The organism is Klebsiella sp. C349492 (genome assembly GCF_042055345.1).
Lineage (GTDB): Bacteria > Pseudomonadota > Gammaproteobacteria > Enterobacterales > Enterobacteriaceae > Klebsiella > Klebsiella scottii.
Map to the genome: position 1 here is coordinate 1 of NZ_JANQCE010000013.1, position 24445 is coordinate 24445.

General features: G+C 49.6%; 21 protein-coding genes. 14 read left to right on the forward strand and 7 right to left on the reverse strand.

Annotated elements, in window-relative coordinates; genetic code table 11:
- The coding region (locus NWP14_RS27150) for an RES family NAD+ phosphorylase (protein ID WP_375216269.1) at positions 1-1416 on the reverse strand (1416 nt) is incomplete at its 3' end.
- Positions 1417-2002: 586 nt separating this feature from the next.
- Between NWP14_RS27150 and NWP14_RS27155 the strand changes: the two genes are divergently transcribed.
- Entirely contained in the window at positions 2003-2911 is a 909-nt protein-coding gene (locus tag NWP14_RS27155; RefSeq protein ID WP_007374408.1) for an HNH endonuclease, read from the forward strand.
- A gap of 407 nt (positions 2912-3318) precedes the next feature.
- Here the strand turns inward: NWP14_RS27155 and NWP14_RS27160 are convergent, their stop codons facing one another.
- From NWP14_RS27160 to silR, 4 genes are all read right to left on the reverse strand, one after another.
- Positions 3319-3669, reverse strand: a complete 351-nt coding sequence (locus tag NWP14_RS27160) for a DUF305 domain-containing protein (RefSeq protein WP_007871800.1) — start codon at positions 3667-3669, stop codon at positions 3319-3321.
- 145 nt (positions 3670-3814) lie between these two features.
- Positions 3815-4246, reverse strand: a complete 432-nt coding sequence (locus NWP14_RS27165; RefSeq protein WP_053263389.1) for a hypothetical protein — start codon at positions 4244-4246, stop codon at positions 3815-3817.
- 245 nt (positions 4247-4491) lie between these two features.
- Positions 4492-5967: a copper/silver sensor histidine kinase SilS gene (silS, locus tag NWP14_RS27170; protein WP_047727582.1), complete on the reverse strand. Its 1476-nt coding sequence runs from the start codon at positions 5965-5967 to the stop codon at positions 4492-4494.
- Complete coding sequence (gene silR / locus NWP14_RS27175; protein WP_047727583.1) at positions 5960-6640, reverse strand: copper/silver response regulator transcription factor SilR; 681 nt, start codon at positions 6638-6640, stop codon at positions 5960-5962. The genes silS and silR overlap by 8 nt, the downstream gene beginning before the upstream one ends.
- A gap of 189 nt (positions 6641-6829) precedes the next feature.
- Here silR and silC point away from each other — a divergent pair, with 189 nt between their 5' ends.
- From silC to NWP14_RS27210, 7 genes are all read left to right on the forward strand, one after another.
- Positions 6830-8215, forward strand: coding sequence for a Cu(+)/Ag(+) efflux RND transporter outer membrane channel SilC (gene silC / locus NWP14_RS27180; protein ID WP_047727584.1), 1386 nt, complete (start codon positions 6830-6832; stop codon positions 8213-8215).
- 28 nt (positions 8216-8243) lie between these two features.
- Positions 8244-8597 carry a cation efflux system protein CusF gene (gene cusF / locus NWP14_RS27185; protein ID WP_008786772.1) on the forward strand — a complete coding sequence of 118 codons (354 nt, stop codon included), beginning with the start codon at positions 8244-8246 and terminating at the stop codon, positions 8595-8597.
- A gap of 113 nt (positions 8598-8710) precedes the next feature.
- Positions 8711-10003, forward strand: coding sequence for a Cu(+)/Ag(+) efflux RND transporter periplasmic adaptor subunit SilB (silB, locus tag NWP14_RS27190; RefSeq protein ID WP_047727585.1), 1293 nt, complete (start codon positions 8711-8713; stop codon positions 10001-10003).
- A gap of 10 nt (positions 10004-10013) precedes the next feature.
- Positions 10014-13160, forward strand: a complete 3147-nt coding sequence (silA, locus tag NWP14_RS27195; protein WP_115191629.1) for a Cu(+)/Ag(+) efflux RND transporter permease subunit SilA — start codon at positions 10014-10016, stop codon at positions 13158-13160.
- Between the two features lie 86 nt (positions 13161-13246).
- Entirely contained in the window at positions 13247-13687 is a 441-nt protein-coding gene (locus tag NWP14_RS27200) for a DUF411 domain-containing protein (RefSeq protein ID WP_009654300.1), read from the forward strand.
- A gap of 126 nt (positions 13688-13813) precedes the next feature.
- On the forward strand, positions 13814-16261 hold the full coding sequence (gene silP, locus NWP14_RS27205; protein ID WP_115191628.1) for an Ag(+)-translocating P-type ATPase SilP: 2448 nt from the start codon (positions 13814-13816) through the stop codon (positions 16259-16261).
- 40 nt (positions 16262-16301) lie between these two features.
- The gene (locus NWP14_RS27210) at positions 16302-16499 is read left to right on the forward strand and encodes a DUF2933 domain-containing protein (RefSeq protein ID WP_004388331.1); all 198 of its coding nucleotides are present in this window, start codon (positions 16302-16304) and stop codon (positions 16497-16499) included.
- A gap of 33 nt (positions 16500-16532) precedes the next feature.
- Here the strand turns inward: NWP14_RS27210 and NWP14_RS27215 are convergent, their stop codons facing one another.
- On the reverse strand, positions 16533-17270 hold the full coding sequence (locus NWP14_RS27215; protein WP_004388332.1) for a peptidoglycan DD-metalloendopeptidase family protein: 738 nt from the start codon (positions 17268-17270) through the stop codon (positions 16533-16535).
- 288 nt (positions 17271-17558) lie between these two features.
- Positions 17559-18008, reverse strand: coding sequence for a copper resistance protein (locus NWP14_RS27220; RefSeq protein ID WP_001023257.1), 450 nt, complete (start codon positions 18006-18008; stop codon positions 17559-17561).
- Positions 18009-18242: 234 nt separating this feature from the next.
- Here NWP14_RS27220 and pcoA point away from each other — a divergent pair, with 234 nt between their 5' ends.
- Genes pcoA through pcoS form a run of 6 tightly spaced genes read left to right on the forward strand, consistent with a single transcriptional unit; the run spans position 18243 to position 24442 of the window.
- On the forward strand, positions 18243-20060 hold the full coding sequence (pcoA, locus tag NWP14_RS27225) for a multicopper oxidase PcoA (protein WP_375216270.1): 1818 nt from the start codon (positions 18243-18245) through the stop codon (positions 20058-20060).
- A gap of 5 nt (positions 20061-20065) precedes the next feature.
- Positions 20066-20956: a copper resistance outer membrane transporter PcoB gene (gene pcoB / locus NWP14_RS27230; RefSeq protein ID WP_001378118.1), complete on the forward strand. Its 891-nt coding sequence runs from the start codon at positions 20066-20068 to the stop codon at positions 20954-20956.
- A 39-nt stretch (positions 20957-20995) separates the two neighbouring features.
- Positions 20996-21376, forward strand: coding sequence for a copper resistance system metallochaperone PcoC (gene pcoC, locus NWP14_RS27235; protein ID WP_000025662.1), 381 nt, complete (start codon positions 20996-20998; stop codon positions 21374-21376).
- Between the two features lie 55 nt (positions 21377-21431).
- Positions 21432-22310 (forward strand): copper resistance inner membrane protein PcoD, encoded by an 879-nt coding sequence (gene pcoD, locus NWP14_RS27240; RefSeq protein ID WP_233445827.1) that lies wholly within the window; start codon positions 21432-21434, stop codon positions 22308-22310.
- A gap of 54 nt (positions 22311-22364) precedes the next feature.
- The gene (gene pcoR, locus NWP14_RS27245; protein WP_001188930.1) at positions 22365-23045 is read left to right on the forward strand and encodes a copper response regulator transcription factor PcoR; all 681 of its coding nucleotides are present in this window, start codon (positions 22365-22367) and stop codon (positions 23043-23045) included.
- The gene (pcoS, locus tag NWP14_RS27250) at positions 23042-24442 is read left to right on the forward strand and encodes a copper resistance membrane spanning protein PcoS (RefSeq protein ID WP_009654301.1); all 1401 of its coding nucleotides are present in this window, start codon (positions 23042-23044) and stop codon (positions 24440-24442) included. Before pcoR ends, pcoS begins: the two co-directional genes overlap by 4 nt.
- Positions 24443-24445 lie beyond the last annotated feature (3 nt).

Here is a 24445-nt window from a genome sequence, read left to right on the forward strand (position 1 = left end):
TTGTATAACATCTGTATCCCTTCTGACTGGCAGGGAAGAGAATTTAAAACATACCTTCTGGATATCGTGAACGCAGACCGAAGAGAGATCGATTTTCAGTGCCGGAGGCCGGATATCCTGCGTAAGCGGGTTGTGCTCGTAGGGTTGTGACAGATCCAGTTGCTCTCCGTACTCCTGAATATGGGTAACGCAGATATCGTCTTCCCAGTCTTCCTCACTGTATGCATGCCCGTAACTGATGTGACAGTCTTTCTTGTCAGGAAAATTCAGATAGTGAACGCATGACGCTTTATGGAACAGTACAACATTAAAATGTTCCAGTGAGACTTCACCTGACTGCTGTACAGATGGATAAAGCATACCATCAAGTGCAAGTCCGGTGTCATCAGCCAGGTATTCAGCAATGACCTGAGTGGGGATGTAGTCAAAATCCTCTTCACCCGGGAGAACCGGTACTACAAGGCGGCTGGTCAGTTTGTGCAAAAAGGCAACCTGCGATCGCTTTTTTATATATTCCGGATCCAGCATACTGCCGCCCTGCCAGACGTTTTCAAGCGCGGGCAGGTTCAGTAGCCGCAGCGGTCGTATGAGATTAAAACGAGCAGATACCACCTTGCAGCCGACAGGAGGGCGAATCTCCGAAATAGCAGTTTTAACAGTACTGGCACCATAGAATACCGAAATCCCTCTGGCACTCATCCGGTTTGACCCACTGAAGCGGTGGGGAGGTGGACCGAGTTCACGATCCGGCAGAACCAGTATCTGTTCAAGGTTTGCATGACCGGCGCTGTATCTTGCCCGGTATAGAAAATTCAGGGCTGTGTCAGGGCCGGCATCCATGATCACGGACTGATCATGTCGGCTCTTCATCTGATCTATTCCCGCAAAAATGCCGTCCAGGGTCGCAGTGACTGACGGGTTGACGTAGCGGGACTGGGTTTTCAGTGACCTGACGTACTGTCTCCACATCACATCAAAATCCTCCGTGTCCTGGCGCGTTTTCTTCATATACTGCGAACCGGACGCAAATTCGGTTTCCTCCCCCATAATCATGCAGTCCCTGTCACTGTGCTTTTCTTCCAGCAGTTGCTGAATGTCCCGGGCTACAGCACTGTCGGTATGTAACAAATCCGCGATGACCTGACAGATTTCCTCGCCTTTACGGTACCACTCATGATCGCAGTGCTTGCTCATGGCGTATTCCATATCTGATGGGTCTGCCGCTGTGCGGATGTAATGCTGACTGATTGCCGTTTCAGTCATTTCCGTAATTACGTCAAGGCTGAAGCTACTGGCCTTATCTCCGCAGTAATGACAGCGATGTTTTTTCCCCTTTTTTTCAATCAGTGAGTGGAGATAAGGCTCTTCAATACAGGATAAGCAAATGCATATTTTGTGGGCCTCTTTGCTGCGCATCAGGAACTTCTCCGTCTTGTATCCGTGTCATTGCGCATTTTATCAGACGAAGTTCGGGCTTCAATCATCCTTCCGACTATGCCTTTTTTCGGATCCCGGATGACAAAACGCATGATATTTCCTGTAAATGCAATTATTCATAACATTTATATTCATATATGTTAAAAGTGCGAAATTAGCATCAGTTGTTGGTTATTATTAAGATTTCAGCAACAAACCGTATCCCACCCGCTTCGTTAAAAAAACCGAAGGTCATCAGAAGCGCTCACTGATCGTTCCGGGCTGAGACGGTGGCAGCGTCACGGGTAATGTCTCTATTTTATTGGTCGTGAGGAAGGCCGGATAATGGCCAAACTAAGAAGCCATAGCATTGGGGGCAGCCTGCTGATCTGGTATGATCGAGCAGAGGCTCATCTCAATGAGCAATCCCCGCAACAAATTTTTTCGGGGTGCAACAGACCCTTTAGTGTCCAGGCCTGAAAAAAAAGAAAGCACGGTCTCTGAGAGACTACGGTCCTTACGCAACCATACCGGTTAGCGAGCTTTATATTTTCATTATGACTATCTGTATAACAGGGGAATGAATGTGATTAAAAAAATATGCGAAGTGATTGATGGAGAGTATGTCTGTGACATTGATATCAGTGTGGAAGAATGGAAAACTTTATTAACAAATGATAAAGTTTTTGACACAAAAAGTATTGCAGCGTTAAAAAAATGGTTTATTGAGCCAAATCATTCCTGCACATGCTTCGATATTGGTAAGAAGTACGACCTGCACAGCATGAGTGCTAATGGAGTCATAAACGGACTGGGTGGCAGAGTTCAAAAAGAACTTGGTAGATTCGAGGTTAAAGGTGTCGGAAATATCGCATCCGGTACAAAATTCATTACCGTAATGAAGAGTAAAGAAATCGGCGGAAAACCCAAAAGAAACTTATGGACAATTCGTGAGGAACTTGTTCAGGCAATTAACGAACTGGATTTTTTTGGTACAACAGAAATGGCCAGCAGTGAGTATTACTCTGACGATGAGTTGATCAATGCCATAGAGAAAAGTAATATCTTTGACAACGTTCAGACGTTTGAATATACAGGGGAAGCCAAACCAAAGAAAAATGCAATAGAAGTAAAAAATGGCCTCTCGTATCCCAGGAGTAAAGGTGTATCCCAAAATGCGCTGAATAAAGCAGGTTACAGATGTGAAGTCGATAGTGACCACCCAACATTCAGAAGGCGAAATTCATCCTTAAATTACACAGAACCTCATCACATTGTACCTATGTCCAGGCAAGATGCTTTTGACACATCTCTTGATGTTGAAGAAAATATCATATCTCTGTGTTGCAATTGCCATAAACAAATTCACCTTGGTCAGGGTTATGAAGATATGCTGAAAGAAATATACACTGCGCGAAAAAGGTTATTAAAAAAAGTTGGTATTGATATATCACTGGAAAACTTGATTCTTTATTACAAAATGGAAAGTAAGTGAGATTCAAACGAGAGTGATACCTTCGTTTTATTGGTCGGGATGAACAGCAGATGATGTTTCCGGCAAGTATCGGGTCCAGAAACTTTCTGTTAAAAAAGAGGTAAAAGTAGTCTTGAGCCCTGACTGCGAATTGCCATTGCGCATGACCAGAGAACAGGACGAACCCCTGCCAAACCCAGGCATGAGAAACACCTTTAAAACATAGACTTAATTAAAATCAGCAATTCCCATCGAAATAATAAGCAAGCAGAATTGGCTCAGGTGAATTTCACTCGGTGCAGTGCATGCGTTGGGGGGGTTAAAAGGAAAAACCCGAAATGAATCGGGTTTTGATTAATTAACGATTAACAGGTTCCCGTGCCCGGGAACACTCTGACTGTACGCGCAATATATTATTTCCGCAATCATTATTTTTGATTACCAAGCCATTTATTCATCTGCTCAATTTCACCTTTTTGAGCTTTAATGATGTCCTGCGCGAGCTTTCTCATTTCCGGATCTTTTCCGTATTTTAGCTCGGTCTCAGCCATTGCTATTGCCCCTTCATGGTGTGCTACCATGCCTTTCGCAAAAGCCTTGTCGGGATCGGACTCTTTTACAGCGGCCATCATTTTGTCATGCATACCTTTCATGCCGGACATATATTCCTGTGACGATGCCGATGAGGATATATCTGACATTTTCATTTCTGAATGTTCTGCGGAAATCGCTGGCAGGGATAACATCAGTATAACAAAAAGCGAATTTGTGATTTTCATATAATAAACCCTTTCAGATGGTTACCGGATAAGTTTAGCTGAGTCAGACAAAAAAGCCCCCTGTAGGGGGCAAAAAATAACAACATATCCGTATAAGGGACAATCTATCAAGGAAAGGGTAACCGCACGGAAACTTCAGTTGTCATCAGCCCGCATTGATCATGCGGCGGTGTGCATCAGCCATAGCCTGATGGGGGCCGGACTGACCGTTATTCGTAAATTCATGGGCAACAGCTGCTCTTTCATGTTCATTCATCGCCGCAAACGAAGTCGCCGGACGGGAAGCGTTAACGGTGCCAGTTCCCATCATCTTCTGATGACTTTCCGCCATTTTTTTATGTGCATCTGCTGAACTATTGTTCATGGTTTCATGAACAATAATAGCCTGTTCATGCTGATCCATACCGGCCATCCGTGGGGCTGCCCCCTGGATGGCGGCTGGAGTTGAAGAAGACTGCATCTGATGGGCCGGAGCCTGAGCATTATTGACACGCTCATGGATATTTACGGTTTCAGTGGCCCAGGCCGTAGAAATTAAGCTCAAACCTAACACTGATGCTAAGACGATATTTTTCATGGTAACTCTCCATTTCTGAATTAGTGATGTCCGTGAATTTCGATCTGTGTCCTCAGTAGTACAACTGACAACTCTACAGACCTTATTCCGCCGGGATGAGGCTTTAATACAACTCCTGGCTTGTGCTGATGCCGTGTATGGATGAAGTAATAATGCCTTCCTGATAAGTTGCACTAATTATATCGAATGGCTTCTGTTTGCTGCATGACAGGCTAATGACATCTTTGTCATTTACATCTTTATTTTCAGCATTGGGTTTCCGGGATCATTTTCTCCAGTCTGGGCACGGATAAGATAAAACGCGTGGAGCGTACGTCTGATTCCACATTTACTCTTCCGTGATGTGCTTCCACAATGGACTTCACGATAGCAAGACCGATGCCGCTGCCTTCTCCTTTTCGTTGCCTGGACGGATCCACCCGATAAAAACGGTCAAACAGCCTTGATAAATGCTCCTCAGGGATAGGTTTTCCCGGATTTTCAATCACCAGGTCAAAAACATTTTCCTGTTCTTTGATGGCGACGGTGATGGCCTGTCCCTCCGGGGTATAACGCAGGGCATTGGACAGCAGGTTATTGATTGCTCTTCTGAACATTTGTGGATCGCCCTCAACCAGACAGGGCATCCCGTTAAACCTGAGCGTGATATTGCGTTCTTCGGCCCAGGCTTCGAAAAATTCGAAGACTTTCAGGACTTCCGCTCTGAGATCAAATCTGACCCTGTCAGGTATCAGCTGGTTATTGTCCGCCTGGGCCAGAAACAGCATATCGCTGACCATTTTGGTCATCCGGTTATACTCTTCAAGACTGGAGTAGAGGACATCCTCGAGCTCCTTCTGCGTCCGGTCCTGACTCAGTGCGATCTCAGTCTGCGTCACCAGATTGGTGATGGGCGTTCTGATCTCGTGGGCGATATCGGCAGAGAAATTGGCCTGGCGGGTAAAGACATCCTCAATCTTTCCAATCATATGATTGAACGAGATAACCAGCTGCTCCAGCTCAATGGGAACGCGTGTCGATTCCAGCCGCGCATCAAGATTCTCGGAAGTGATGTTTTTAATGGCCGTGCTGACATTACGAAGGGGCAGATGTCCCTGCCGGACGGCGATACGAATGATCAGAACAATCAGCAGGCTTATCACGACGGCAATCGCAATCAGATTCTTTTTCAGCGCATCGAGATAGTGGAGATGGAAATTTATGGAGAGGCCAGTCAGCATGACATAGTTCTGCTGTTTACCCTGAAAAATCGCCTGACCAGAGGAGGCGATAATCCGGTAGGTGTCCATTTTCATTCCGGATTCGGCGTGCATCGGACCCGCAGGCTCTTCCACCGTCCAGAGAAAGACATCCCGTGCGCGGCTGTGCTCGTTAAAATCTGCTGAATTCACGGCCGGGCGTAGTGCTGCCCCCTGCGCTGAACTGAAGAGCACCTCCCCCCTGGGGTTGAGGAGCAAAAAGGCAACGTTGCGGTAGCTGGCAATCGACTCCTTTATTTTGCTTATTTTTTTTTCATCCGGATCCGCCGGGGACTGCATTATACGATTCAGTGTGGTACTGATTTGCTGCAGATCGCTGACATCCTGCTCGGCAAAATGATTTTCAACCGAATGCAGCATAAACCAGGTGAAGGCGATAAAAGCCAGTATCGTGGACAGGCTGATAAAAAAGGTCAGCCGCAGCGCGAGCGAGAACGGGCGTCTGGACGGTTTGCTATGCATCCGGGACCTCCAGCATGTAGCCCACGCCCCGGACTGTCTGGATCAGCTTTGTCCCGTAATCGTTGTCTATTTTCGCGCGAAGTCGCTTTACGGCGACATCAATCGCGTTAGTGTCGCTGTCAAAATTCATGTCCCAGACCTGAGAGGCAATCAGGGAGCGGGGTAGCACTTCACCCTGATGGCGAATGAAAAATTCCAGCAGGCTGAACTCTTTACTGGTGAGCACAATGCGGTTTCCGGCGCGACTGACTTTTCTGGAGACGAGATCAACCGAGAGGTCAGCCACCTTAAACTGACTTTCCGTGATCAGCGTGTTTCCCCGCCTCAGTAGGGTCCTTACCCGGGCGAGCAGTTCGGCAAACGCGAAGGGTTTAACCAGATAATCGTCCGCTCCCAGTTCCAGTCCTTTGACCCGGTGTTCAATCGTGCCAAGGGCCGTCAGCAGCAAGACCGGCATCCCCTTTCCGGCCGAGCGCAGCATACGGATGATGTCCCAGCCGTTCACATCAGGCAGCATGATGTCCAGAATGATTAAATCATACTCGGCAGTCATGGCGAGATGGTATCCGCTAAGACCATTATCGGCGTGATCCACCACGAACCCTGCCTCTGACAGTCCCTTGCTGAGATATTCACCTGTTTTAATTTCGTCTTCGACGATCAATATTTTCATCTTGCTCCCCGGTCGGCTGCTACGGTCATTCTATTGCGCTCACGATCGTTATCAACGGATTACAGCAATAATGACAACATTGTCATTATCCTGTCACCCGGCAAACAGAGAGCGTTCGGTAAAGTATCCCTATCAATACTCTGGACTTCATTTGAACCATTTACCAGGTCTGCCTGGACGAGAAGCGTTATGTTCAAATTAAAATTACTCAGCATCAGCACGATATTCATCCTGGCTGGTTGTGTCTCTCTGGCACCTGAATATCAGCGCCCGGCAGCACCGGTACCCCAGCAGTTTTCACTGTCCCGAAACAGCCTGACGCCAGCAGTGAATGGTTATCAGGATACGGGCTGGCGTAACTTTTTTGTCGATCCCCAGGTTACCCGGCTGATCGGGGAAGCCCTTGCTAATAACCGTAATTTGAGAATGGCTGCCCTGAAGGTTGAAGAGGCCCGGGCCCAGTTCAACGTCACGGATGCAGATCGTTATCCCCAGCTGAATGCCTCATCCGGGATCACCTACAGCGGTGGTCTGAAAGGCGACAAGCCGACCACACAGGAGTACGACGCGGGTCTGGAACTCCGCTATGAGCTCGATTTTTTCGGCAAGCTCAAGAACATGAGTGACGCTGATCGCCAGAACTACTTTGCCAGCGAAGAAGCCCGTCGGGCTGTACATATCCTGCTGGTCTCCAGCGTTTCACAAAGCTATTTCAGCCAGCAACTGGCGTATGAACAACTCCGTATCGCGCGGGAAACGCTGAAAAATTACGAACAGTCCTATGCTTTCGTTGAGCAACAGCTCGTGACCGGGAGTACGAATGTGCTGGCGCTTGAACAGGCCAGGGGACAAATCGAAAGTACCCGCGCTGAGATAGCCAAACGAGAAGGCGATCTGGCTCAGGCAAACAATGCCCTGCAACTGGTGCTGGGAACGTACCGTGCACTGCCGCCAGAAAAAGGGATGAAAGGCGGTGAGATCGCGCCAGTTAAACTGCCATCAAACCTGTCGTCACAAATTTTGCTGCAGCGACCGGATATTATGGAGGCGGAATACCAGCTGAAAGCGGCTGATGCGAATATTGGCGCAGCGCGGGCGGCCTTTTTCCCGTCCATTACCCTGACCAGTGGCCTTTCCGCAAGCAGTACGGAGCTGTCCAGCCTGTTTACGTCAGGAAGTGGAATGTGGAATTTTATCCCTAAAATTGAAATTCCTATATTTAATGCTGGCAGGAATAAAGCCAATCTGAAGCTGGCTGAAATTCGCCAGCAACAGTCGGTGGTTAATTACGAACAAAAAATTCAGTCAGCCTTTAAGGATGTTTCCGACACGCTTGCGCTGCGCGACAGCCTTAGCCAGCAACTTGAGTCACAGCAGCGTTATCTTGATTCACTTCAGATAACTCTCCAGCGAGCCAGAGGATTGTATGCAAGTGGTGCTGTCAGTTACATCGAAGTGCTGGATGCAGAACGTTCCCTCTTCGCTACGCAGCAAACCATTCTCGATCTTACCTATTCCCGACAGGTTAACGAAATTAATCTGTTTACTGCGCTGGGTGGCGGTTGGGTAGAATAAATTTATTTAATTAATCAGGAAATTAAAAATGCGTAATTCACTTAAAGCTGTTTTATTTGGTGCCTTCTCTGTCATGTTTTCTGCCGGTCTTCATGCTGAAACACATCAGCATGGCGATATGAATACTGCCAGTGATGCTTCGGTACAGCAGGTTATCAAGGGCACCGGTGTCGTTAAAGAAATTGATATAAATAGTAAAAAGATCACCATTTCGCACGAAGCAATCCCTGCGGTGGGCTGGCCTGCAATGACCATGCGCTTCACTTTTGTTAATGCAGACGACGCTATCAATGCCCTGAAAACCGGCAACCATGTCGATTTCTCGTTTATTCAGCAGGGCAATATCTCCTTACTCAAAAGCATTAACGTTACGCAATCCTGATTGACTGTCCGGAGCGAATACATCCAGTGCGTCTGAACATTCATTAAGGAATTACTGTGAATGAATGATCGGCCGCATATGCCAGGTGTTTTGATTTTTCAGCGAGAAATTGTATGGCTTCTTTAAAGATAAAATATGCTGCAATAATTATCAGCAGCCTCATAGCAGGAGGGCTGATATCGGTTACTGCCTGGCAGTATGTAAACTCATCACAAAAAACAGTACAAACAGAACAAAAGGCACCGGAGAAAAAGGTACTTTTCTGGTATGACCCGATGAAACCGGATACCAAATTTGATAAACCCGGAAAATCTCCCTTTATGGATATGGACCTTGTGCCAAAATATGCTGATGAAAGTGGCGATAAAAGCAATGGCGGGATCCGTATCGATCCAACCCAGGTTCAGAATCTGGGATTAAAAACGCAAAATGTCACGCGAGGAATGCTGAATTATTCTCAGACAATCCCGGCTAATGTCAGTTACAACGAGTATCAGTTTGTCATTGTGCAGGCGCGCTCTGACGGTTTCGTCGAAAAAGTGTATCCCCTGACTACTGGCGATCATGTGAAGAAAGGCACTCCGCTTATCGATATCACCATTCCTGAATGGGTTGAGGCACAAAGTGAGTTCCTGCTGCTATCCGGTACAGGCGGTACGCCAACCCAGATAAAAGGGGTTCTGGAGCGACTTCGTCTGGCTGGTATGCCGGAAGAGGATATTCAAAGACTGCGTTCAACCCGCACAATCCAGACCCGTTTTACCATTAAAGCACCTATTGATGGTGTCATTACTGCATTTGACCTGCGCACCGGCATGAATATTTCGAAAGATAAGGTGGTGGCTCAGATTCAGGGGATGGACCCGGTCTGGATCAGCGCTGCAGTGCCGGAATCTATCGCCTATCTGCTGAAAGATACGTCGCAGTTTGAAATTTCGGTACCGGCTTATCCGGATAAAACATTCCATGTCGAAAAATGGAACATTCTTCCCAGCGTGGATCAGACAACCCGTACGCTTCAGGTCCGTCTCCAGGTTTCTAATAAGGATGAGTTTCTCAAGCCGGGCATGAATGCCTATCTGAAACTCAATACCAAGAGCCAGGAGATGCTGCTGATACCAAGCCAGGCCGTTATCGATACCGGCAAAGAACAGCGCGTGATTACTGTTGATGATGAAGGCAAGTTTGTGCCGAAACAGATCCACGTTCTGCATGAATCACAACAACAGTCCGGCATCGGCTCCGGCCTGAATGAAGGCGATACCGTGGTGGTCAGTGGTCTGTTCCTCATTGACTCCGAAGCCAATATTACGGGCGCGCTGGAACGTATGCGCCATCCTGAAAAAACAGAAAGCAGTATGCCAGCAATGTCTGACCAGCCTGTAAATATGCATTCAGGGCACTGAGGAGACGACGATGATTGAATGGATTATCCGGCGCTCTGTCGCCAACCGTTTCCTGGTCATGATGGGGGCCCTGTTTCTCAGCATCTGGGGTACATGGACGATTATTAACACGCCGGTCGATGCCTTGCCTGACCTGTCAGATGTGCAGGTCATTATTAAAACCAGCTATCCCGGCCAGGCCCCGCAGATTGTAGAAAACCAGGTCACCTATCCACTTACCACCACCATGCTCTCCGTACCTGGCGCAAAAACTGTGCGTGGTTTTTCACAGTTCGGTGATTCGTATGTATATGTCATTTTTGAAGACGGCACCGATCTGTACTGGGCCCGTTCCCGCGTGCTGGAATATCTGAATCAGGTTCAGGGAAAACTGCCCGCCGGGGTGAGTTCTGAAATCGGTCCGGATGCCACGGGTGTGGGCTGGATTTTTGAATATGCCCTTGTCGATCGCAGCGGAAAACACGACCTTTCAGAACTGCGTTCTCTGCAGGACTGGTTCCTGAAATTTGAGCTGAAAACCATCCCGAACGTGGCTGAGGTCGCTTCGGTTGGCGGCGTGGTGAAACAGTACCAGATTCAGGTCAATCCGGTAAAACTGTCTCAGTATGGTATCAGCCTGCCCGAAGTGAAACAGGCCCTTGAATCGTCTAACCAGGAGGCCGGTGGCTCATCCGTTGAAATGGCCGAAGCTGAGTATATGGTCCGTGCCAGCGGTTATCTTCAGAGCATTGATGATTTTAATAACATCGTCCTGAAAACAGGCGAGAACGGCGTGCCGGTTTATCTGCGGGATGTTGCCCGCGTGCAGACCGGGCCTGAAATGCGGCGTGGTATTGCCGAGCTGAACGGCCAGGGCGAAGTCGCTGGCGGCGTGGTGATCCTGCGGTCGGGTAAAAATGCACGCGACGTTATCACGGCAGTGAGGGATAAACTTGAGACGCTGAAGGCCAGCCTGCCGGAAGGCGTTGAAATCGTGACCACCTACGATCGCAGCCAGCTCATCGACCGGGCGATTGATAACCTCAGTTCCAAACTTCTGGAAGAGTTTATCGTGGTGGCCATCGTCTGTGCCCTGTTCCTGTGGCACGTACGTTCTGCCCTGGTGGCGATTATCTCTCTGCCGCTTGGTCTGTGTATCGCCTTTATCGTCATGCACTTCCAGGGACTGAACGCCAATATCATGTCGCTGGGAGGGATAGCGATTGCCGTCGGTGCGATGGTGGATGCCGCCATTGTGATGATTGAGAATGCGCATAAGCGGCTTGAGGAGTGGGATCATCAGCATCCGGGTGAGCAGATTGACAACGCCACCCGCTGGAAGGTGATTACCGATGCCTCCGTTGAAGTGGGACCCGCACTGTTTATCAGCCTGCTGATCATCACCCTGTCCTTTATTCCTATCTTTACCCTGGAAGGTCAGGAAGGACGTCTGTTTGGCCCGCTGGCATTCACGAAAACGTACTCCATGGCGGGCGCGGCCGCGCTGGCCATCATCGTCATTCCGATTCTGATGGGATTCTGGATCCGGGGGAAAATTCCTGCAGAGACCAGTAACCCCCTGAACCGGGTACTGATCAAAGCGTATCATCCATTGCTGTTGCGGGTTCTCCACTGGCCAAAAACAACCCTGCTGGTTGCGGCCTTGTCCATTTTCACCGTTATCTGGCCGCTGAGCCAGGTGGGCGGTGAGTTTCTGCCGAAGATTAACGAGGGCGACCTGTTGTATATGCCGTCGACCCTGCCGGGTGTCTCTCCGGCTGAAGCTGCAGCGCTCCTGCAGACGACGGACAAGTTAATCAAAAGCGTTCCTGAAGTGGCCTCTGTATTTGGCAAGACCGGTAAAGCAGAGACCGCCACGGATTCCGCACCGCTCGAAATGGTTGAAACCACGATCCAGCTCAAACCTGAGGATCAGTGGCGTCCAGGCATGACGATTGACAAGATTATTGAAGAACTCGACAGGACCGTCCGTTTACCGGGGCTGGCAAACCTCTGGGTGCCGCCAATCCGTAACCGTATTGATATGCTCTCAACCGGAATCAAAAGCCCGATAGGTATCAAGGTGTCCGGAACGGTTCTGTCCGATATCGATGCAACGGCGCAGAGTATCGAAGCGGTCGCCAAAACCGTACCCGGCGTAGTGTCTGCTCTCGCAGAGCGACTGGAAGGCGGGCGCTACATTGATGTGGATATCAACCGGGAAAAAGCCTCCCGCTACGGAATGACGGTGGGCGATGTGCAGCTGTTCATCTCATCAGCCATCGGCGGCGCGACGGTAGGGGAAACGGTTGAAGGCGTGGCCCGGTACCCGATTAATATCCGCTATCCGCAGGATTACCGGAACAGCCCGCAGGCCCTGAAACAGATGCCGATCCTGACCCCGATGAAGCAGCAGATCACGCTGGGCGATGTTGCGGATATTAAGGTCGTTTCCGGGCCGACTATGCTGAAAACGGAAAATGCCCGTCCAGCCAGCTGGATTTACATTGACGCGCGCGGCAGGGATATGGTGTCGGTGGTTAATGACATTAAAACGGAGATCAGTCAGAAAGTGAAACTGAGACCGGGTACCAGCGTGTCATTCTCCGGACAGTTTGAACTGCTTGAGCATGCCAACAAGAAACTGAAGCTGATGGTGCCGATGACGGTGATGATCATCTTCATCCTGTTGTATCTGGCATTCCGCCGGGTTGATGAAGCCCTGCTGATCCTGATGAGCCTGCCGTTCGCCCTGGTTGGCGGGATATGGTTCCTGTACTGGCAGGGCTTCCATATGTCTGTCGCAACCGGAACGGGGTTTATCGCTCTGGCCGGGGTGGCAGCAGAGTTTGGCGTGGTCATGCTGATGTATCTGCGTCATGCCATTGAAGTGCACCCGGAATTGTCCCGTAAAGAGACGTTCACACCGGAAGGTCTTGATGAAGCCCTCTATCATGGTGCCGTGCTGCGTGTCCGGCCGAAAGCCATGACCGTGGCGGTGATCATTGCGGGTCTGCTGCCAATACTCTGGGGAACCGGTGCAGGTTCAGAAGTCATGAGCCGTATCGCGGCACCCATGATTGGTGGGATGATCACGGCTCCGCTGCTGTCCCTGTTCATAATTCCTGCCGCCTACAAATTAATCTGGCTGCGCAGACATAAAAAAAGCGTGTCATAACCCTGTAAGGGCATCCTCTGTGGGTGCCCTTCTGTACTGATTCATCCTGACGTCAGGGGTTATATCGATAATATACAGAGGTGAGTATGAAAAAAGTGGTCCTGGTGGCCCTGGCTCTCGGCCTTTCACTGCCCGCAATGGCGAGTGAAAAAGTGATTGATATGTACAAATCTGAAAACTGTGGCTGTTGTTCCCTGTGGGGCAAGGCGATGGAAAAAGACGGGTTTGAAGTACGAACTCACGTCATGAATGATCAGGCGCTGTCAGCCCTGAAAGAAAAGCATGCTATTCCTGCAGGACTACGAAGTTGTCATACCGCGGTTGCCGGTAATTTGATCATTGAAGGCCATGTGCCTGCGACAACGATACATAAGGCAATGCAGTCTGGTTCGGGTATATACGGTCTCGCCACCCCCGGTATGCCAGCAGGAAGTCCTGGAATGGAGATGGGAGCCCGAAAAGAGGCTTACGATGTTATCGCATTCTCACCGGATGGAAGTAAAAAAGTCTTCCAGCGAATCGAATAGTCAGCGGAACGGCTGATAACGGGACGCCGGTAGCAGGCACTCCTGTGCCGGCGATATTCGTGGTAATCGCATCCATGACATACCCTGAAGACAGAAGATGCTTCGGTATGCATAAGGAGAGTTACTGTGAAAAATGACAATGCAGTGCAACACAACAACCAGACTGCTTCTGAGCAGACATTATCCCCGGACGAGGGCCACGTATTGCATAAGGTGAGAGATCCCGTGTGCGGGATGGCCATCCTGCCCGACAGGGCGCACAGCAGCATTCGATACCAGGACCATCAACTTTATTTCTGCTCCGCCAGCTGTGAGAGTAAATTTAAAGCCCATCCCGATCGTTATCTTACCGAAGATGCCAGTGAACATTCCCATCACCATCACCACGATCATCACGAAGTCAGCCCTGATCAGATAAAACAGCCTCACCACCAGGCGGAAAAAGAGAATTCTGAAGGTGTGTGGACATGTCCGATGCACCCGGAGATACGCCGCAGTGGTCCCGGAAGCTGTCCTGTCTGTGGAATGGCACTGGAGCCGCTCGTAGCTACGGCATCCACGGGGCCGAGTGATGAACTTCACGACATGACAAGACGCTTCTGGCTGGGGTTGTTGCTGGCGTTTCCGGTTCTGGTACTCGAAATGGGATCTCATCTGTTTCCCGACTTGAGGAATACAGTACCGCCACAGTACAACACATGGCTGCAGTTGCTTCTGGCCTCCCCTGTCGTGTTGTGGTGTGGCTGGCCATTCTTCGCCCGGGCCGGAATGTCGTTACGTAACCGCTCCCTGAATATGTTTACCCTTGTTGCAATGGGGACCGGCGTAGCCTGGGTTTACAGCGTCATTGCAACCGTCTTCCCCTCCTGGTTTCCTGCATCGTTCAGAAACATGGATGGCCTGGTGGCCGTTTATTTTGAAGCCGCAGCAGTTATTACGGTGCTTGTTCTGCTGGGACAGGTTCTTGAGCTGCGGGCACGGGAACAAACCTCAGGCGCCATTACTGCGCTTCTGAACCTTGCCCCCAAAACCGCCAGACGGCTGGATCATGACGGTCATGAAACGGATATTAATGCGGAAGATGTCCTGCCTGGCGATAAGCTCCGCATCAGACCTGGAGAGAGTATTCCGGTCGACGGTATCGTGATCGAAGGCAAAACAACCGTTGATGAATCGATGGTGACCGGGGAGTCTATGCCGGTTACCAAAACGAAGGGTGACCCTGTCATTGGGGGGACGATTAATCAGACAGGTAGTCTTATCATCCGTGCAGAGAAAGTCGGTGATGAAACGATGCTCTCACGAATTGTTCAGATGGTCGCTGATGCACAGCGTTCGCGTGCCCCCATCCAGAGAATGGCTGACAGCGTTTCAGGCTGGTTTGTTCCTCTGGTGATACTTATCGCGGTTGTTGCTTTCGTGATCTGGTCTGTCTGGGGGCCCGAGCCCAGAATGGCGCACGGTCTGATTGCGGCTGTGTCGGTCCTGATTATTGCCTGCCCCTGCGCACTGGGGCTGGCCACACCGATGTCGATAATGGTGGGGGTAGGCAAAGGAGCCCAGGCCGGGGTGTTAATCAGGAATGCCGAAGCCCTTGAACGTCTTGAAAAAGTGGACACGCTGGTTGTCGACAAAACAGGCACGCTCACGGAAGGTTCGCCTACGGTGACAGGGATTATCAGTCTCAATCCGGGTGGGGAAGCATCTCTTTTACGTGTAGCGGCCGCAGTGGAAAAAGGCTCGCAGCATCCGCTGGGTATGGCTGTAGTCCGGGCAGCCGAGCACAGGGGGATCATGATACCCGCAGTCAGTGATTTCAATGCTCCGTCGGGGAAAGGTGTTTCAGGCGATGTTGAAGGTCAACGGGTTGTTATTGGTAATGAACTGGCTATGCAGGAAAACAGTATCGTTATTGATAATCAAAAGGCCGTTGCGGATACGTTGCGGATGGAAGGCGCTACCGTTATCTATGTGGCCACAGACGGGCACCTTGCAGGCCTGATAGCTATCTCGGATCCCGTGAAAGCAACCACGCCGGATGCGCTTAAAGCTTTGCGTCAGGCGGGGATCCGCATCGTTATGCTCACCGGGGATAACCAGCTTACCGCTGAAGCAGTCGCACGGAAACTGGGAATAGATGAGGTTGAAGCCGGGATTCTGCCGGATGGCAAAAAAGCAGTGATAACCCGACTGAAAGCGTCTGGCCATGTGGTTGCGATGGCCGGAGACGGTGTGAATGATGCCCCGGCGCTGGCAGCGGCTGACGTGGGTATAGCCATGGGAACGGGTACAGATGTGGCAATTGAAAGTGCCGGAGTCACCCTTCTCAAAGGCGACTTGATGATACTGAACAGGGCCCGTCATCTGTCAGAAATCACCATGAAAAATATCCGACAGAATCTGTTTTTTGCATTTATCTACAACGCACTTGGCGTGCCTGTGGCTGCAGGTCTGCTTTATCCTGTGTATGGAATACTGCTGTCGCCAGTTATTGCGGCGGCGGCCATGGCTCTTTCCTCCGTCAGCGTCATTGTGAATGCGTTGCGTCTGAAAAGTGTCAGGCTCGGGAAATAACCCTGAGTGAAGGGTCAGTTACGAACAGAAGGAGTCCGGTATGAAAAGTACCACCTATGCGCTTATTGCTGTCGCCGCGATTGCGGCATTTGCTCTCCTGCGCGAACACTGGTCACATGTGGCAGGCTACTGGCCATATCTGTTACTGCTGCTTTGTCCGCTCATGCATCTTTTCCACGGTCACGGGGGGCATGGAGATCATCAACATCACGGAAGTGAAAACGATAAAAAAAATTAATCCGGCAGACGGGACCGCGTCGCGGTCCCGTTATCAGTCCAGGTATCGTTCGTAGTCTCTGGCATGCGCAAAGGCATGCTGTTCGAGTTTGTTATCAGCGGGTGCCGCCGTCCGGAACGCCAGTGAGTTAACAGGATTGTTATTGATGACCAGCTCGTAATGCAGATGAGGACCGGATGAACGTCCGCTGTTACCGGATAACGCAATAGCGTCTCCCCGGGTAACCCTGGCCCCTTTAGTAACGAGTATTTTATTGAGGTGGAGATAGCGAGTTTTAACACCGGCTTTTCCCGTTACTTCAACAAAATATCCCATGGTACTGTTGTATTCGGCCCGGGTGATTTTTCCGTCGATGACGCTGACTATTTTCGTGTTCATGGGCATGGAATAATCAATGCCATTATGGGGACTCACTTTTCCCGATACCGGGTTAAGTCTTGCAGGATTGAAAGGCGAACTGAGTCTTGCTGTGGCCGGTAACGGATAATCGAGACTGCCTTTCCCGGAAGTATCGGAAAGGTTATAGAACTTTTTATCTGATATACGATACGCCGTGTAATTAAATGAACCGGACGTAAATTTATAGGCCACGACACGTGATTTTCCCGCTTTCTTTTGCAGTACGAGTTTTAATGATTCATTTTTTTTCAAATGCCGCAGATTAAACCGGGAAGGCAAGGAGCGCTGAAGAGTAGCGATCTCGTTCGATTCCAGCCCCGAGCGGGTGGCTGAAAGGTAGGCATTTTCTTTTACGACATCGGTAGAATACATTTACTGGAATTCGCCGTTAGCATGAACACTGCGGCGTATGCTAGGGGTTTTCAGGAGGCGTGTCATCTGTCAGTTAATCGGGAGCACCGTTGATGGTCGTCATTTTTGTAACATATCTTGTTTCCCGTTTGCTCCTGAAGCTCTGGGAACTGTATGACCAGCCCGACGGTGATGATTAACGGGACTGAAACAGGTTACGGCAGAGCAATATGGGGCTCATGTCCTGCTACGTAACCCGTCAGTAAAGCCCTGCTGCGCACCTGACGCTAAGCACTAACCCGCCTGCAGTTACCTGGTCGAATACAGCCCGCGAAGCTTTCTTGCCTGCGTCTGATGTGCTTCCGCACCGGCATTATTGACCTGCTCATGCACGAGAGCGGCTTTTTCTCCGGCATTCAGTTCGTTAAAAGAAGAAGACGAGGTCTTTGAATTTGCATCACTGCCGGACAGCATTTTTTTATGTTCCTCAATCATTTTCTGATGCGCATAGGACGCGCTGTTGTTCATAAATGAATGAGCAACAATGGCCCTTTCATGTTCATTCATTTCAGAGAATGAGGGCGTGTTGTTTTTATTAACCCTGTCCGGTAAATTTTCATGCGTCGAGGAATTCACATGACTGACGGCTGAGGCATTATTAACAAATCGATGTGCTTCATGGGCAATATCACTGGACTGAGCAAAAGCTGCCCCACAAAATAAAGCTGTAAACGCAGTGGTCGTGATTAATATATTCATGTGTAATTACCTTCTGAGGTACATAAAAGATGTCCTTATGATCATATATAAAAATAATCAACCTGTGGGGAAGATGACGTAAATGTAATACAGCTATGTACATTACACGATTGTAATGAATTTGTTTCTTAAGGTGTGCTAGATTCATTTCATTGTAAGTGGATGAACCAGTAATTTAATTTAAATCGGTTCTCGAATTCTGTCAGTAACCATACTTTAAATAAGGGAATGCGCATGCTGTTGAAAACGTCTCGACGAACTTTCCTGAAGGGGTTAACCCTCTCTGGCGTAGCCGGAAGTCTTGGCGTATGGAGTTTCAATGCGCGTTCCAGTCTGAGCCTGCCAGTTGCCGCATCCCTGCAGGGTACTCAGTTTGACCTGACCATTGGTGAAACGGCCGTCAATATCACGGGCAGTGAGCGTCAGGCCAAAACAATCAATGGAGGCCTGCCGGGGCCCGTTCTTCGCTGGAAAGAAGGTGACACCATTACCCTGAAGGTCAAAAACCGTCTTAATGAACAGACGTCCATTCACTGGCACGGCATTATTCTTCCGGCCAATATGGATGGTGTTCCGGGGCTGAGTTTTATGGGCATAGAGCCTGATGATACCTACGTTTACACCTTTAAGGTTAAGCAGAACGGGACTTACTGGTACCACAGCCATTCCGGTCTGCAGGAACAGGAGGGGGTATACGGTGCCATTATCATCGATGCCAGGGAGCCAGAACCGTTTGCTTACGATCGTGAGCATGTGGTCATGTTGTCTGACTGGACCGATGAAAATCCTCACAGCCTGCTGAAAAAATTAAAAAAACAGTCGGATTACTACAATTTCAATAAACCAACCGTTGGCTCTTTTTTCCGCGACGTGAATACCAGGGGGCTGTCAGCCACCATTGCCGATCGGAAAATGTGGGCTGAAATGAAAATGAATCCGACTGACCTCGCGGATGTCAGTGGCTACACCTACACCTATCTCATGAACGGGCAGGCCCCGCTGAAAAACTGGACCGGACTGTTCCGTCCCGGTGAAAAGATACGCTTACGGTTTATCAACGGCTCGGCAATGACCTATTTCGATATCCGTATCCCCGGGCTGAAAATGACGGTCGTGGCTGCAGATGGCCAGTATGTAAACCCGGTTACCGTTGACGAATTCAGGATTGCCGTTGCCGAAACCTATGATGTCATTGTGGAGCCTCAGGGTGAGGCCTATACCATCTTCGCACAATCCATGGACAGGACCGGTTACGCTCGAGGGACACTGGCCACGAGAGAGGGGTTAAGTGCTGCCGTTCCCCCCCTCGATCCCCGTCCTCTGTTGACCATGGAAGATATGGGTATGGGGGGAATGGGACATGATATGGCAGGAATGGACCACAGCCAGATGGGAGGCATGGATAACAGCGGAGAGATGATGTCTATGGACGGTGCTGACCTTCCGGATAGCGGGACATCCTCCGCGCCCATGGATCACAGCAGCATGGCCGGTATGGATCATTCCCGGATGGCCGGAATGCCGGGTATGCAAAGTCATCCTGCGTCAGAAACGGATAACCCACTGGTTGATATGCAGGCGATGAGCGTCTCTCCGAAATTAAATGATCCGGGTATTGGTCTTCGAAATAACGGAAGAAAGGTTCTCACGTACGCGGATTTGAAAAGCCGCTTTGAGGATCCTGACGGACGTGAACCTGGCCGTACCATAGAACTGCATTTAACCGGCCACATGGAAAAGTTTGCCTGGTCATTTAACGGAATCAAGTTTTCAGATGCCGCACCGGTGGTGCTGAAATACGGTGAGCGGCTCAGGATCACGCTGATCAACGATACCATGATGACTCACCCCATTCACCTGCATGGTATGTGGAGCGATCTGGAAGATGAAAACGGTAATTTCATGGTTCGTAAACACACAATAGATGTTCCCCCTGGTACAAAACGCAGTTACAGAGTGACAGCAGATGCGCTTGGCCGCTGGGCGTATCACTGCCATTTGCTCTATCACATGGAAATGGGAATGTTTCGTGAAGTCCGGGTGGAGGAATGATGCGAATGAAGAGAAATTTGAAGGCCATACCTGTTCTGGTCGCCGGTTTGTTTACCTCACAGCTTTCTATTGCGGCGGGCTCCGTCTCTGCAGATCCCCACGCCGGGCACGACATGTCTGCCATGCAGATGCCAGCAGATGAGAATTTCACTGAGATGACGTCAATGGAGCCCATTGTAACTGAGAGCAGAACGCCAATTCCGCCTGTTACCGATGCCGACCGGAAGGCTGCATTCGGCAATTTACAGGGGCATGCGATTCACGACAGTGCGATTAATTATCTGGTTCTGCTGGATCAACTGGAATGGCAACGGTCGGATAACACCAACAATTTCAGCTGGAGTGTTAACAGCTGGATTGGAGGCGACACAGATCGGATTTGGCTAAAGAGTGAAGGTGAACGAAGCAATGGGGAAACGGAGGCGGCTGAAGCGCAGTTACTCTGGGGACATGCGGTTGGCCCATGGTGGGATTTGGTTGCGGGTGTCAGGCAGGATTTCAGACCTGCTTCTGCCCGGACCTGGGCTGCTGTCGGTTTTCAGGGGCTGGCACTCTATAATTTTGAGTCTGAAATTACGGGTTTTGTCAGTAATGGCGGAAAAGCAGCCCTTCGTCTGGGAGGAGAATACGACGTTTTACTGACTAACCGGCTCATACTCCAGCCATCCTATGAGGTGAATTTCTACAGTCAGGATGATGAATCGCGGGGTCGCGGCAGGGGACTGACTGACACAGAGCTGGGGCTCCGGCTGCGCTATGAAATACGCCGTGAGTTTGCACCCTATATAGGCGTTTCCTGGAATCAACTTTACGGGAAAACATCCGATATGGCGAAAAGAGAAGGTGAGAAAGACCATCAGGTAGTATTCCTGGCGGGAGCCAGAATCTGGTTTTAACGCACTGATATAAAACACTCAACTAAACAGGTAAATAAAATGTCGATTTTAAATAAAGCCATTCTTACAGGTGGCCTCGTTATGGGCGTTGCTTTCTCTGCTATGGCCCATCCGGAATTAAAAAGCTCTGTGCCACAGGCTGATTCAGCCGTAGCGGCCCCGGAAAAGATTCAGCTTAATTTCTCGGAAAATCTGACCGTGAAATTCTCAGGTGCAAAATTAACGATGACGGGTATGAAAGGCATGTCATCACATTCTCCGATGCCGGTCGCGGCAAAAGTGGCGCCAGGCGCTGACCCTAAATCGATGGTCATTATTCCGCGAGAGCCTTTACCCGCTGGCACTTATCGTGTTGACTGGCGCGCGGTTTCTTCAGATACGCACCCTATTACCGGTAATTACACCTTTACAGTGAAGTAATATTATGAACGACCTGATTATGATTGTTATTCGTTTTCTTCTTTATCTGGATTTGATGGTAATATTTGGATTGCCATTTTTTCAGATATATGGAATAAGTGGTGTCAGACATGAAACCTATAACCTGACTAATTTCAGGTCGTTTATAACCTTTGCTGTTGTTACAGGCATCATTCTTACTGGCATTAATATGCTCCTGGTATCTAATGCCATGAGTGGAGTAACTGACCTCAGAGAATTATCCATCCATGTTATCGAGATGGTGATAGAAGAAACTGATGTGGGTATTAGCTGGATTGTCAGGCTCTGTGCCCTGTTTACCACACTCGGTGCTTTGTTCCTTTACACTAATAAGAGACTATTGTCCTGCCTGCTGATGACGATGAGTGGGGGCGTGGCGCTGGCTACACTTGCCTGGGGAGGACACGCCGTTATGCATGACGGTCTGCATTACTATCTCCATTTACTGAGCGATCTGACCCATCTCGGCGCTGCAGGTGCCTGGACAGGTGCTCTGGTTGCATTTGCTATCCTGCTGATGCGCAGAAACGAGCATAATGCACAGAGCGTCATTGTGATATCTGACTCCCTGGCAAAATTTGCCACGGCAGGAACGGTGATTGTTGTAGCCCTGATCCTGAGTGCGCTGGTCAACTATCTGTATATTGCTGAGGGTAACTTAACTCCCTTATTCAACAGTTCCTGGGGGAGGATATTGCTTGCCAAGACGGCTCTGTTTGTTCTGATGCTTCTTCTGGCTGCAGCAAACCGGTTTCACCTGGGTCCCCGGCTTGAAGTTATGGTCAGGGAAGGGAATTATGATCGCAGCGTTGCCCTGATGCGAAACAGCATCCTGACAGAATTCGTTGTTGCGATTATCATTCTGGGCGCCGTAGCGTGGCTCGGAATGCTTGCTCCGTCTCAGGTCAGCTAGGGGACAGCCAAAGCTCATGCGTGAGATTTTTACTTTCATATCAGCGAGTTGACCATGCAGCGTATTTTAATCGTTGAAGACGAACAAAAAACAGGTCGTTACCTGCAGCAGGGACTGGTTGAGGAAGGCTATCAGGCCGATCTCTTTAATAATGGCCGCGATGGTCTCGGGGCCGCGTCGAAGGGACAGTATGATTTGATAATACTGGACGTGATGCTGCCTTTCCTCGACGGGTGGCAAATCATCAGCGCACTGAGGGAGTCCGGGCACGAAGAACCGGTCCTGTTTTTAACCGCAAAGGACAACGTGCGGGACAAAGTGAAAGGACTGGAGCTTGGCGCAGATGACTACCTGATTAAGCCCTTTGATTTTACGGAGCTGGTTGCACGTGTAAGAACCCTACTGCGCCGGGCACGCTCGCAGGCCGCAACAGTCTGCACCATCGCCGATATGACCGTTGATATGGTGCGCCGGACCGTGATCCGTTCGGGGAAGAAGATCCATCTCACCGGTAAAGAATACGTTCTGCTTGAGTTGCTGCTGCAACGCACCGGAGAAGTGTTACCCAGGAGTCTTATCTCGTCCCTGGTCTGGAACATGAATTTTGACAGTGATACGAATGTGATTGATGTCGCCGTGAGACGTCTGAGAAGTAAAATTGATGATGACTTTGAGCCAAAACTGATCCATACCGTTCGCGGTGCCGGATATGTCCTGGAGATCAGAGAAGAGTGAGGTTCAAAATTTCCCTGACCACACGCCTGAGCCTGATTTTTTCTGCGGTGATGCTTACGGTATGGTGGTTATCAAGTTTTATCCTGATTAGCACCCTTAATGGCTATTTCGATAATCAGGACCGCGATTTTCTGACAGGTAAACTTCAGCTCACCGAAGAGTTTCTTAAAACAGAGACATTCCGGAACAAAACGGATATTAAGTCATTATCAGAAAAAATAAACGATGCGATGGTAGGGCACAATGGTTTATTCATTTCTATAAAAAACATGGAAAATGAAAAAATTGTTGAACTCTATGCCAAAAATTCTGTTGTTCCAGCGGTCCTGCTTAATAAGTCGGGTGATATTCTCGACTATATGATCCAGACGGAAGAAAATAACACCGTGTACCGCAGTATCTCGCGGCGGGTTGCCGTGACGCCGGAACAGGGTAAAAGCAAACATGTCATCATTACGGTTGCCACGGATACTGGGTATCACACCCTGTTTATGGACAAACTCAGTACCTGGCTGTTCTGGTTCAATATCGGTCTGGTCTTTATTTCTGTTTTTCTGGGCTGGCTGACCACACGTATTGGTCTGAAACCGTTACGGGAAATGACCAGTCTGGCTTCCTCCATGACTGTACACAGCCTGGATCAGCGTCTAAATCCCGATCTGGCTCCGCCGGAAATCTCTGAGACCATGCAGGAGTTCAATAATATGTTTGATCGCCTGGAGGGGGCATTCCGGAAACTGTCAGATTTCTCGTCTGACATCGCGCATGAGCTGCGCACACCAGTCAGTAATCTGATGATGCAGACGCAGTTTGCACTGGCTAAGGAAAGGGATGTTTCGCATTACCGCGAAATTTTATTCGCTAACCTGGAAGAACTGAAAAGGTTGTCACGAATGACCAGTGACATGCTTTTTCTGGCACGTTCAGAGCATGGTCTGCTGCGGCTGGATAAACATGATGTGGATCTGGCAGCCGAACTGAATGAATTACGTGAGTTGTTCGAGCCCCTGGCAGACGAAACAGGAAAGACAATCACGGTTGAAGGAGAGGGCGTTGTTACCGGAGACAGCGATATGCTGCGCCGTGCTTTCAGTAACCTGCTTTCCAATGCAATCAAGTATTCTCCCGATAACACCTGTACAGCGATACACCTTGAGCGTGACAGTGACTGTGTGAACGTGATGATTACGAATACGATGTCCGGCCAGGTTCCCGCTAATCTGGAACGTTTGTTTGACCGGTTCTATCGCGCAGACTCATCAAGGTTCTACAACACGGAAGGCGCGGGGCTGGGATTATCAATTACAAGGTCGATCATTCATGCTCACGGCGGCGAGCTGTCAGCAGAACAGCAGGGGCGGGAAATTGTGTTCAGTGTGCGTCTGTTAATGGATTAATAC